Below are 12,796 nucleotides of genomic sequence, written 5' to 3' on the forward strand. Positions count from 1 at the left end.
TATAAGGAGGGCTTTGACAATGAAAATTGCGGGATTTACCTCGATCAGCGATGATAATAAGCGGCAGCTTGGACTTTTCATAAAGATAGAACGGGAAAGCCAGGGATTGTCGCAAAAAGAATTGATCAATGATGCAAATCAGAGGCAGATTTGTTCTGTATCAACCCTTCATCGGATCGAAACTGGACAAATTATAAAAGATGATGTCATTTATCACGAGTTGATTCAGCGGCTGGGATATGCGTTCAAAGAAAATGTTAGTTTAGACAAAGTGCTGCCGGACTTAAATCAACAATGCCTGCATTATTTTGAAACTTTAAATTTATCGGAAGCGGAAATGATTTTAGATCGTGTTCAAGCTTTATTTAAAACGTCCTCTTTCTATTATGATCAATTAAAACAATGTTACCTGGATTTGATTCACATCAGTCTCAATAAAGAAAAGCTTTCAGACAGTAAATATAAATGGTATCAAATGATGAGAAACGTTGTTCCAAGTCCTTTGAATGTTTTATTGCTGCATCTGTGTTTTTGTCATTCGATGAATTATTTGCAGAGCTTAAATGAAATTATCAGCTACGAAAAAGAACTGGAGTTTTGTGATCATTATTTAATAATAAAATTTGATTTGCTGTATGTCTTGAAATATAAAGGAAATTATGGAAAACTCATTGAATTAATGAATGAAGTTCGTGAAGAATGTGAAATGAAGAATTTGCCGAATCAACAGTTGAAATGTTTAGCATTTTTAGTTGGCACAGCCTGTATCATTAATACTTTTGATATTCATTCAGCAATTTGTGAATTAGAAAAGTTCATCATGGAGAATAAAAATAAGTTAAACCCAGAGATTCTTAATAATGGCTACTATACTCTGGCAATGACATATTATGAAGATTTACGAAATTATACGAAAGCTTTGGAAATGTTTCAGAGCCTTTTAATTCTCAATCCGCTAAAAATATACGCTTGCGGCCTGTTTTATTTTACATGCTGTGACTACTTAAAAATAGAACCGGATTCTAAGATTCTCAAAAGCATAGACACGAAACAAGCTAATTTGTTTTTGCAGTATTTCATTTATAAATATAGCTCGAAAAGTACAATGAAAGATCTGGGCAATTATATCAATAAAACACTCATACCAGAGTTAAAAAAAGAGAAAAAACCAATGATCATTAGTGTGTTTAAGAAACAATGGGGTTTTATATTAGAAAAAGACCATAATAAATATTATAAACCATTTTACGACTTTATGCGCGAATTTGAATGACAATTATGAAATTTATACCTAAAGTATGATTTTTTGTTCCAACCTTTCAAAATAATAATTTTCAGGATATAACTGATATAATGCAATTATAAAAAGAAAAGAGGATAATCCAATGGTAAAAAAATTATTAATCTTGCTTCTTCTTGCGGCATCTCTATCTTTAATGGGTTTCAGTATTAATGCAGCAGGAAAAGTTGAAGCCCGTTGTGGATATCCTGAATGTGATTTCGGATCTTATTGAAATTCAATAAAGTAGATTCTATCAAAGCAAAAGCGCTAAGAATGCAATGGAAACAATGACAAAAAGTAACCTGTTTGAAAGTCGAATTATGTTAATGTTTTTTTCTTTACGATGCGGTCCAAGAACTGAGGGATCAAAAACCTAACCTTTGTAACAGGAAATTATGAAGTGAGAGGATATAAAGAAGAAAAGTCAGCTGGTATTTATATCTAAGTAAAGAAGCACTGTTACACTCTGATAGTAATAGTGCTTCTTTAACATAAGTCTTTAATCTTGATTTAAATAAAAGAAGTCAAAAACAAGATTAAATTTAGGTTGTTGAGAAAGCTGCGAGTGAAATAAAAAGTTATAATTCCAAATGCGAGCAATAATTAAATCATGGTAAGGAGAGGATCAAATCAGAGTAGGGTGTTAATTTCTGAATGCAATGTTCTATTAAGAGGAGGAATAGCGTTATGAAAAGAATATGCCTAATAATTATGTGTCTTGTTTTACTAAGCACAGGATGTAGTGAACAAAAAACAACAACGCTTAATATCTATTATATGATTGGAGGATATTTTCGTAAGGAAGAAACAGCTGAAATTAATGCTTATCTAAAAAAGATTAATTCCGGATATCAAATCAATTTTGTTAATATGATCAACACTATTCCTTACGATAATGAAACTGAAAATATTGTCTATACTTCAATGTCACAACGTATTTTAGAATATTTAAAAGAAGCACGGGAACAACATCTTGAAATTGATATTTTAAATGCAAATCAGCTAGGTTCTATGGATTTTTCCAGGACATATTTGGTCGATGAAGGACTTCTAACAGAATTGGATCCTTATTTTAAAAATACGGAATCTGGAAAAATAGTTTATAACGCTTATCCTGAAATAATATTCGATTCGCAAAAAATTGATGGTAAATCTTATTTTGTCCCTGGCAGTCTTTTTGATTTAGTGGAGACGAAATCCAGCTGTTTTGATAAAGTAGCCTATATGGCAATAAAAAAAGATTATTTAGATCAAGCACAATTTGATCAACCGTTGGGATATAATCTTTCGCAATATAATAATTTTTTGCGGAAAATAGGAATGCAGGATGAAACTCAACTTTTGTTTTATAATTCGTTTAGAATTATGAACAACTTTCCTGGCTTAACGCCTGTTTGCGGAAGTTCTTTACGCGTAAGTCCATTTGTAATTGATGAAAAAACACAGACTGTTAAAATTCTTTATGAATGTGAAGACTGGCTGGATTCTTTAAATACTTTTCAGGGAATTTTCCAAGATGATTATTATGTTTATGATAGTGATTATATTGATATGAACGCTGTTGTTTGGTATGACTATGTGAATGATGAAGAAGAGAATGATCGTATTTATATAGCTGAAAATTATAATTATATAAATGTTATTCCTTATTGGGGATTAGCGATTCCATCCTGGTGTGATAAAAAAGACGAAGTTATGGATTTTTTCGGATTGTTGTACAGCGATCCTGAACTTAGCCGCTTATTTTTTCCCGATGCTCTGAATCCAGGGGAAAAGATGTTTTTTGGATATGGTAATCCATATATTGTAGAAGGTTCGACATTACCAAAAGATTTAACCAAAGAGAATCATCAGAAATTTTATGAGTCCTTAAATAAATCCTGTGCGTATGGGTTTACTTTTGATTTCAGTGAATATTTTGATGAAATGCAGGATCTTGTTGTCAAGCATAACGAATATTATACTTTCTATAATGATACGAGTTTTATCGATATGGAAAAGTATAAAGAAGTGATGAAGGATACGCGTATTGAAGAAATCCGCGATGATCTCAATGCACAATTGCAGCGATATTTGAAGGGAGATTGAGTCATGAAAAAGGGAATCCTGGCAGTCTTGATTTTTACGCTGTTAACAGGTTGTGCTTCAAGTCAAAAGGCTGTTCCAACAATGTCAGAAGAAGACTATTATTTAGTCACTTATCGAAATATTAATAATGTAGGAATATTTCAATTTGGCGATGAAGAAACAGGAATGGCTTACTTTGATTTTACGACAGGCAAGGTTATTCGTATTCCGGAAAAAAATATGAAAAATGATCCGCACATGTATCCTGCGTATATCAGTGGCATCGCTTATTATGATAATTTCATTTATTATACATATCATAATGAAAATTACTTAGCTTTTATGCGAATGGATCCCGATGGGAAAAATGTAAAAGAATTGTACCGATATAAAAATAAAAAATATAATGAAATAATGCCGGATAGTTATTCGTTTATTTATCATGATCATAAAATTTATATGGAAATCATCGGCAGTCAGTTCCAGAAAAACGGAAGTTTAGTGGAAGAAAGTCAGTTAGCTTATTTTGATTTGAAGGATGACTCGTTACATTTATTATACGAACCGACCCTGCAACAGACGGCGGAATGCCGGAAGCTCGTAGCGGCAGATCATCAATTCATATTTTTTAAAACATCGGAGGATCAGGAACAAAACGAAAATCCGAAGGAATTTTTAAATTGTTATAATCTGGAAACGAAGGAAACGCTCATTTTGGATGAAGCTGAGAAAATTCGGATCACGTTGATGAAGAATATTGATCATGAAAAAAAATGTTTATATTATTTAGATCAGGATTATTCGCTTGTTGAATTGAATTATCAGCAACAAACACATCGTATTGTTTTAAATAACCCGGATCCGATCGATTTCCGCTTCTATGATCACGGGAAAGCCTTTTATTCTAATTTAACGGTTGATATGACACAAAGACCGGAGAAAGTGACTTATGGATATATTGACATCGAAAGCGGAGAAAATTATCCGGATTTCAATAAAGAAGGTCAGCAATTTTTTGTTACAGAAAGCAATGATCAATACTTTATAGGCACGAAACGGAAGTATGGCGAAGCAGTAGATTCTCTTTGGTATTATCTTGAGAAAGAAGCGTATTTTAAACAAGAATTTGAGAAGGCAAAACCAGTCACAGGATTGGATTGGTGAAATTTATGATTCTGGAAATCAAAGAACTGACAAAACGCTATCATGAAAAATCAGCGCTGGATCATATCAATCTAACGCTGAAAGAAGGGGTTTATGGACTTCTTGGTCCCAATGGGGCAGGGAAATCGACCTTAATGAATATCTTAGTTGGAAATATAGAAAAAACGTCTGGAGAAATTCTTTGGAATGGGAAACCACTTAAAGAATGTCGAGCTCAATTCAACCATGGTTTAGGTTATATGCCGCAGAATCAGCCTTTGTACGAAGATTTTACAGGTTATGATTTTATGGGATATTTTGCGGCGTTGAAGGAAATACCGCGGGATCAGATTTCAAATGAAATTGAACGTGGGCTGAAACAAGTCTTTCTATGGCCGGAGCGAAATCAACGAATTAAAGAATATTCAGGTGGAATGAAACAGCGCCTGTTATTGGCGGCAACTCTTTTAAAAGATCCTGAAGTGATCATTCTTGATGAACCTACGGCAGGATTGGATCCGATGCAGCGTGTACAAGTAAGGAAAATCCTCGCCCAATTATCCAAGGCAAAAATTATTATTTACGCTACGCATGTCATCAGCGACGTGGAATTGATCGCAAACGAATTTATTTTTCTGAAGCAAGGGAAAATCATCCAACGAGGAACAATGAACGAATTGACGGAGTTGTTTCCTAATCATGTTTATGAAATTACCTGTGATGAAGAAACCTGTGAAAAACTTAAGCGGGAATGCTGCGTAACTCGGATTCAGAAAAAAAATGAAGGCTATACTGTCAGAGTGATAACAAAAGAAATTTGGAAAGACTATAAATCAATATCGCCATCCCTGGAGGATTTGTATCTTAACGATTTTGAGGATGAACAGTTATGGATTTAGTAAGATATGAAATTAAGAAATGTCTGAGACATTCGCCATTTCGTAAAGTCGTTATTTTCATTATTCTTTTCCATTGTGCAGCGACGACATTTCTATTGTTTCAAAAAGAAAATGGTGTTTCATGGGTTAGCTTGGCCTGCTCATCTGACGAAGTGAGCCGGCAATTTTATGAAAATCAAATCGAAGAAGCAAAGGCTTATCCACAGTTTGTTGAGCAGGTTTTAAGCGAGGATGACCGCCTTCGCCAATCCACTTTATTTAGTGACCCGGGGTCTTATGCTTTTTTAAGCAGTGAACGCAAAGCGGAATATTATAGAAAATTAAGCCATCGTCAATTTCAATTACAGCCAGCATTTTCGTTGAGCTTCATTTTACAGGAACCCGTGAGTTTGGCGATGGTGCTTATTTTTATAATTTTCAGTGTTTATTCGTTATTGATAAAAGAAAAAGAAGACCATCTTGAACCTTTGTTAATGCCAATCCCACGATATAAAACGAAAGCTGCAGTACATAAATTTATAAGCCTTTTTCTTATGGGAAGCGGCATGTTTATATTTTTAGAACTGCTGAAATGGGGAATCAGCCTTTCGTTATTAGGGTGGAAGTGCGATTTAAGTTTGCCGATCCAGACTGTCATGGGTTTTCTCTATGTTCCCTACGCTATGAGTGCAGGTTCTTTTTTAGCGGTCTATTTAAGCATGAAAGCTTTTATTACTTTATTTTTTCTGCTTTTTATCAGTGCTATTGCCGTTCGGTTAAATCAAGGGCCTGCATTTTATCTTTGCATAATTCTGCTGTTTGGCGCAGAGATCGGACTTTATAACAAGATTGTGAACGAATCATTTTTAATTTTATTGAAATATGTGAATCTTGCTGCTTTACTGCAGTTCAATCAATATTTATCTGCTTTTATGAGTGTGCCGATAGGAAACTATCCGATAGAAATCTGTTATTTGATAATTTTAACATGTTTATTAGGCGTGGTCAGCAGCGGTATTTTCTTTCGCTATGCAACGAAGCATCCAAAACCAGAGATAAAAAGAAATTGGAAATTAAATTTGAAACATGATTTTCACCCGCGTTCCTTATTGAATTATGAATTCCGTAAATTCTGGATGAATGGAGAAAATCTTTTTGTCTTTATCGCACTGATCATTTTACAATCATTTTATTGCTGGCAATATTCACCGTATATCGGAAAAGATGAGTATTATTATCAACAGTTTTCATTTCAACTGCAGGGAACATTGGACGAAAGACAGACGAAGTGGGTTGCCAATCAAAATCAGTATTATGCCGGTATTCAAAGTCAAATATCGAAATTATATGAGCAGTACGCAGACAAAAAAATGGATCAGAGAACATTGGAAAGAGAAGTGTTTACTTTAACGTTGAATCTGGAAAGTATGGAGGGATTCCAAAGAGCAGAGCAGCAAATGGAGCAGCTTCAATCGTTAGGGAAAACTGAATATGTATACGAAACTCCTGTAATTCAGATTTTTAAAGCTAAAGAAGAAATATTGCTTAAAGCTGGATTTCTGTTTTTAGCGATCAGCTTCTGGATCGCGGCTGCTGTTGGAAGAGATAATGCGCTGCAGATGAATCATTTAATCCGAATTTATGAACAAAGAAAGCATAAAGTCGATGTTCAAAAACGGAAAATCGTATATTTCGTCAGCGGGGGTGTCTATAGTTTTTTGTTTCTCTCTACGGTTATTGTAAAATTAAACTATTATGAAGCCAATATTCTTTCTTACTCTGCAGCGAATGTCCTTGCCTTGGGAGTTTCCCTGCCATTTTCAATATTAGGCCTGCTTTTCATTCTGTTTGTTCTGGGCTTGGGATATGTCATCATTTTCGATGAAGTTCTGTTTCGACTGACGTCGGGTCAACGAAATCGGAATTCAGCACTATGGACAAATATTGGTTTATCGGTGATTTTCTTAATGATTCTTGGAGTTTGCTGAGTCTTTGAAAACAGATCCGCGGTTTGCCTATTTTTATAGTTACGCCTGAAAGTGTCTGATCTTCAGTCAGAGTAGATCATTGTGTTAAGTCCCGGAAATGACTGCCATTTCACCGGGATTTTCTTTTGTTTCAGAATCGCCAGAAACTGGAAAGACGGATATATCACTTGCCTTGAACAATGTCAAGAACATAACTTGAATTTTATTCTTGTAAAATTCAAGGCAGAGGTGATGAGAATGGAACGGGCGATCGTTCACAGTGATATTAACCATTGTTACGCGCAGATCGAGGAGATGCTGAATCCCGAGCTGAAGCAACGGCCGATGGCGGTCGGCGGCAGTCAGGAAGAACGGCATGGGATCATCCTTGCCAAGAATCTGCATGCCAAGAAATACAAGATTCAGACCGGGGAAACCTTAGACGAGGCCCGGATCAAATGTCCTCAGCTGCTGATCCTGCCCCCGGATTACCGCCGTTATCAGCGGATAACAGATCAGGTCAAGGCGATTTATCGGGAATATACCGACCGGGTTGAGGAATACGGACTGGATGAAGCCTGGCTGGATCTGACGCAGTCGCAGCGGCTGTTCGGCCCTGCTTCGCAGATTGCCCGAACAATCCAGCAGCGGGTCTATGCGGAACTGGGATTAACGATTTCAATTGGTCTGTCGTTCAACAAGATCTTCGCTAAAATGGCTTCGGATTTCGTTAAGCCCAGCGGGTTTGTGACAATTACCCGGGCCAATTTCCAGGAGAAAATCTATCCGCTATCAGTGCGTGAGCTGTTTTATGTCGGAGCGGCGACACAGAAGAAGCTGGAAGCCTGGGGGATTACGACGATCGGCGATCTGGCCAGCCGCGACCGGCAGTTCATGCGCCGCTATTTCGGCAAGGTTGGGGAGATGCTGCACTGGTTCGCGTTGGGCGAGGATATCAGTGAAGTCGCGCTGGCCAGCGAGGCGATTCCGGTCAAATCCGTGGGCAACAGCGTCACGGCGGTCCATGATCTGCATACGCATGGAGAAGCGCAGCTGGTGCTGCGGGTGCTGGCGGAGTCCGTCGCTTCCCGGCTGCGTGATCAGGGCTTGAAAGGCAAGGGTATCGCTTTGAGTCTGCGGGATATTCATTTATTCCGCTGGAGCCTGCAGCGCAAGCGTGCCCGTCCGACCCAGCTGGCGGAAGAAATTCTGGAGGACGCGGAAATTCTTTTACGCCAGGCCTGGCAGAACGCGCTGCCGTTGCGCAGCATCGGGATCAGCGTATTTGATTTGTGCCTGGATCAGACCGGGGAACAGCTGGATTTGTTCGTCGACGAGCAGCGACGCCAGTCGTTATTGCAGCTGGAAAAGACAGTCGACGGGATCCGCCGCCGGTTTGGCTTTGAAAAGATCCAGCGCTGCAGCCTGCTGCTCGACAAGCCGCTGACCAGCTTTAACCCCAAGCAAGACCAGACAATCCATCCGATCGGTTTCCTCAAGGAACCGATTCAGGCCGGCGGCCGATAGTAAAAATTAAATCGGGCCGTGAATCCGCAAAAGCAAGTTCAGACCGAGGGGAAGAAAGGGATTTCAAGCCGCGGACAACTCGCTGTCCTAAACCTGAAAAACCATGATATAATGAATTTAATAAAAAAGAATGGAAAAGGAGATTAGAAATAAGATGAAAAAACCAGTTTTAGTCATTCTGGCAGCCGGTATGGGCAGCCGCTACGGCGGGCTGAAGCAGATAGACGCTCTCGGCAGCAATGGCGAACCGATCATTGACTTCTCGATTTACGACGCGCATGAAGCCGGATTTGACAAGGTCGTGCTGATCATCCGCAAGGAACATGAGGAAGCCTTCCGTAAGAATCTGACCGATAAAGTATCCAGACATATGGAAGTCGAGTTCGCTTATCAGGATCTCAACGACGTGCCGGAGGGAATCACGGTGCCGGAAGGCCGTGAAAAACCATGGGGAACAACCCATGCGCTGCTGGCCTGCCGCAACCTGGACGCTCCGTTTGCGATCATCAACGCCGACGATTATTATGGCAAGGACGCCTTCCGCGTCATCTACAACTTCTTATCCAACGAAGTCAAAGACGGCGAATACGGCATGGTCGGCTATGTGCTGGAAAACACGCTGACAGACCACGGCACCGTTTCCCGGGCGATCTGCGAACGGGATGAAAACGGCTTCTTGCAGAAGATTGTGGAATGCCCGAAGATCGCGAAGGACGGCGACCGCGCGAAGCTGACCAACGACGATGGCAAGACCTGGGAACCGATTGCGAAGGGTTCTGTCGTTTCGATGAATTTCTGGGGCTTTACGCCGAAAATCTTTGAACAGTGCGAGCCGATTTTTGAGGAATTCATCCGTAAGGGTATCGTTGAAAATCCGATGAAGTGCGAACACGTCATTCCGACGGCAATCGGAACGCTGCTGGAACAAAAGGCCTGCACAGTTAAGGTGCTGACCTCCAACGACCGCTGGTTCGGCGTTACCTATAAAGAGGATAAACCGTATGTCGTCCAGTGCCTGAAAGAATATAAGGATCAGGGACTGTATCCATTCGATTTGTGGAAATAATCCACAGTTACTATAAAATAAAGGAAGGACAGTGCTGAAAAGTTATCAGCGTCTGTCCTTTTTTAGTCTGTAAAATCAGAAAGCCAATCAAGCAAGCAGGAATTTCAAGTCTTTATTTCAAATTGGGATGCAGACTGTTGACGCCTGGATAATGCTGCAGGGAAACGTTGGACGGGGAATAAAGACTGCGTCCGTCCAGCGTGAAGCGCGAACCGTGGCATGGGCAGTCCCAGGTTTGATCGGCGGGGTTGTAGTGCAGCGGACAGCCCATGTGCGGACAGGTCAGATCGACCAGAAATTCCAGACCCTCCTCAGGAATGACGACGCCGTAACGGCGTCCATGCAGACGCACGACGGTTCCGGTGCGGCGCGGCTGGTTTTCCGGGGTGACGGTAAAGCGATCCTTGAAGAACGCTTCCGTCAAGGTCGCGGCGTTGCCCAACGTATACAAACTGAATAAATCACCCTTGCGCCGGGCCCGCAGATACGCCGGAATGACGAAGGCCGGATCCTGCACCTGCGCGCTGATCATTTCCGCGGCGATCATTGCCCAGGTATAACCCCATTTGGAATATCCGGATGCGATCCAGTAATGATCCTGAATCTGCCCGATAAACGGCAGGTGGCGGCGGGGAATCAGATCCTGCGCACTCCAGCAGGCCAGCGGCTGATGCACGCCCAGCGTTTTTGCGGTTTGTAACAGCGGCGCGTACGGATCCTTGGGATAATGATGGATGCCGATGGCCGGACCCGCCAGAATCAAGGTCGGCTGATCCTCTTTGCGCGCAAACCGCAGTGAAAGCGCCTGACCGGGGTCGACGGTGTTGAGCATCAGACCGTCGAGGGCCGGATCGCAGCGAAAGGCTGCCGCCGCTTCGCGCTGGTAGTGAAACCGTGCGGCATACAGCTGCAGCCGGTCAAAGGCCGGGAACTGCGTGGTGAGAATTAAATCCTTGAACCGCAGGCGGTAGCTGCCGTCGCTGATCAGGCAATGATCCTGAATCTCAACGACCGGCGATTCTTCGTAGAGCGTCACTTTGTCTTTTAACGCTTCCAATAAACCAGCCTGGAACAACCAGGGATCGAGCAGCGCCTGATCTGCCATGGCCAGCTGATCGGCCCAGGTCAGCGGCAGGGGAAAGCTTGGCGGATCGCTCAGCTGGGCTCCGAGAGCTGACAGGGCAGCTTTTTCCTGGTTCAGAATCGCCGCGCCTTCTTCGCTCTGCGCCGCTAAGACCGCGCTAGTCCGTTGCCAGTGACACGCGATGTCCGCTGTGCGGATCAGCTGTTCGTAGTGATCGACGGCCGTGCGATTGAGCTGGTATACGGACTGCGCGATGTCCGCGGGCAGCGTGTGATAAAACGCACCGTGCAGCGCGCTGACCTTACCGGTGTTGCGGGCGGAGTTATTTTCCAGAAACCGCCGTTTTTCAATCACGGTGACGCGCCGGCCGCTGTCTTTGAGCATCCAGGCGCATAACAATCCGGTTAACCCGCCTCCGACAATCGCGATGTCGGTTTCCTGATCCTCATTGAGCTGCGGACACTCCCACAGCGGACGTTGTTTCTGCCAATATGATTTCTGCATCTCCGCTCACCTCGTCTTGTTCTATTCGTTCCTTAGTATGGACAGGCGGACTGAACTTCAAACAAAAAAACCGGTTCTTCTCAGAACACGGTTTTCAGGAAAGTTTTGATGATGTCGGTGCCGCCGATGAAGGTGCCCAGCGAGCTGAAGACGTTGGCGAGAATGACGACCAGCAGGATTCGGGTCACGCGGTTTTTCCACATGCCTTTAACGGAATTGACGTCTTCAGTCAGATTTTCAAAATCTTTGACCTTCGGCTTGCGTACCGAGGCTTCGACCAGACCGGCGAACCAGCCGGCGGCCAGCAGCGGATTGAGCGAGGTGATCGGCGCCGCCACAAACGCCGTGAGGATCGACAGCGGATGACCGCCTGCCAGCAGCGTGCCGAGGGCGGATAACGTGCCATTCCATAAGATCCAGCTTTGGATTTGTTCCCAGCCGGCGCTGTGCGAGCTTAGAAAGGTGGCGCAGACCAGCGCGATGATCGCGATCGGAATGCCCCAGCCGATCACTTTGCCCCAGATCGATTTGGGGGGCAAGGAATCCAATTCGTTCAGATCGGCCAGCTTGCCGCTTTCAATCAAAGCGCTGACGCCCGGAACATGCGCCGCCCCCAGCACGGCGACAACCTTCGGCCCTTTGGCCTTGGCAATTTTTGTGGCGAGATATTGATCACGTTCGTGAATCAGGACATCGGCGACGACCGGGAAGCTGTCGCCGACTTCCTTTAACGCGCTTTCCAGCATATCACTTTGCTTGAGCTGTTCCAGATCCGCTTCCGTGATGTCTTCGTCGTCAAACAGCGAAAAGAGAATGCTGGTAAGCAGCTTGCATTTCTGCCAGAAGCTGTGCTTGCGCCAGATGCGGGAGAACGTCGTTTGGATCCGTCGATCTGCCAGCACCAGCTCAGCATTCAGTTCCTTGGCGCTCTGGATGCCCTGCATCATTTCCGCGCCGGCGCTGATGTCCATTTTTTTGGCAATTTTCTTCTGGTACGAGCTTAGAATAATATTAGCGAGCAGAAAACCTGTTTTTTTCTGCTTGATGACCTGTACGATATCAGTTTGTTCCCATTGCCCGGGATGCATCAGCGACTGATAGCGATCCTCGTCCAGTTCCACGCAAATGCTGTCGGGATGAATTTCCTCAAGCGCCTCCTTGACCTGCTGGGCGCTGATTTTGGAAACGTGCGCCGTGCCGATCAAGGTGATTTCTTTTCCTCCGGTTTGTAGAGTAGTCCATTGTTTTTCCATCAAGCCAACCTCATTTCCCGTCTAT

At 42.6% G+C, this 12,796-nt stretch carries 10 protein-coding genes; 8 read left to right on the top strand and 2 right to left on the bottom strand.

The annotated features are described in order from the left end of the window. Window positions 1-19: 19 nt before the first annotated feature. The 8 genes from BQ7364_RS10845 (at window position 20) to BQ7364_RS10875 (ending at window position 9,930) form a co-directional block, all read left to right on the top strand. Window positions 20-1,273, top strand: a complete 1,254-nt coding sequence (locus BQ7364_RS10845) for a helix-turn-helix domain-containing protein (RefSeq protein WP_072684737.1) — start codon at window positions 20-22, stop codon at window positions 1,271-1,273. 112 nt (window positions 1,274-1,385) lie between these two features. After that, window positions 1,386-1,514: a hypothetical protein gene (locus tag BQ7364_RS18545; RefSeq protein WP_255370400.1), complete on the top strand. Its 129-nt coding sequence runs from the start codon at window positions 1,386-1,388 to the stop codon at window positions 1,512-1,514. Between the two features lie 455 nt (window positions 1,515-1,969). Further along, the gene (locus tag BQ7364_RS10850; RefSeq protein ID WP_072684738.1) at window positions 1,970-3,370 is read left to right on the top strand and encodes a hypothetical protein; all 1,401 of its coding nucleotides are present in this window, start codon (window positions 1,970-1,972) and stop codon (window positions 3,368-3,370) included. A gap of 3 nt (window positions 3,371-3,373) precedes the next feature. Next, window positions 3,374-4,513: a hypothetical protein gene (locus tag BQ7364_RS10855; protein WP_072684739.1), complete on the top strand. Its 1,140-nt coding sequence runs from the start codon at window positions 3,374-3,376 to the stop codon at window positions 4,511-4,513. A 5-nt stretch (window positions 4,514-4,518) separates the two neighbouring features. Next, complete coding sequence (locus BQ7364_RS10860) at window positions 4,519-5,391, top strand: ABC transporter ATP-binding protein (protein ID WP_072684740.1); 873 nt, start codon at window positions 4,519-4,521, stop codon at window positions 5,389-5,391. Then, a complete protein-coding gene (locus BQ7364_RS10865) occupies window positions 5,382-7,358 on the top strand; it encodes an ABC transporter permease (RefSeq protein ID WP_072684741.1) in 1,977 nt (658 codons plus the stop codon). Before BQ7364_RS10860 ends, BQ7364_RS10865 begins: the two co-directional genes overlap by 10 nt. Window positions 7,359-7,595: 237 nt before the next feature. Continuing rightward, a complete protein-coding gene (locus tag BQ7364_RS10870) occupies window positions 7,596-8,864 on the top strand; it encodes a DNA polymerase Y family protein (protein WP_072684742.1) in 1,269 nt (422 codons plus the stop codon). A gap of 154 nt (window positions 8,865-9,018) precedes the next feature. Beyond that, window positions 9,019-9,930 (top strand): nucleotidyltransferase family protein, encoded by a 912-nt coding sequence (locus tag BQ7364_RS10875; RefSeq protein ID WP_072684743.1) that lies wholly within the window; start codon window positions 9,019-9,021, stop codon window positions 9,928-9,930. A gap of 112 nt (window positions 9,931-10,042) precedes the next feature. Here BQ7364_RS10875 and BQ7364_RS10880 read toward each other — a convergent pair whose 3' ends face one another. Both BQ7364_RS10880 and BQ7364_RS10885 read right to left on the bottom strand, forming a co-directional pair. After that, window positions 10,043-11,518: an FAD-dependent oxidoreductase gene (locus BQ7364_RS10880; RefSeq protein WP_072684744.1), complete on the bottom strand. Its 1,476-nt coding sequence runs from the start codon at window positions 11,516-11,518 to the stop codon at window positions 10,043-10,045. Window positions 11,519-11,598: 80 nt separating this feature from the next. Beyond that, window positions 11,599-12,771: a TraB/GumN family protein gene (locus BQ7364_RS10885; protein WP_072684745.1), complete on the bottom strand. Its 1,173-nt coding sequence runs from the start codon at window positions 12,769-12,771 to the stop codon at window positions 11,599-11,601. Window positions 12,772-12,796 lie beyond the last annotated feature (25 nt).

The organism is Holdemania sp. Marseille-P2844 (assembly GCF_900120005.1).
GTDB lineage: Bacteria > Bacillota_I > Bacilli_A > Erysipelotrichales > Erysipelotrichaceae > Holdemania.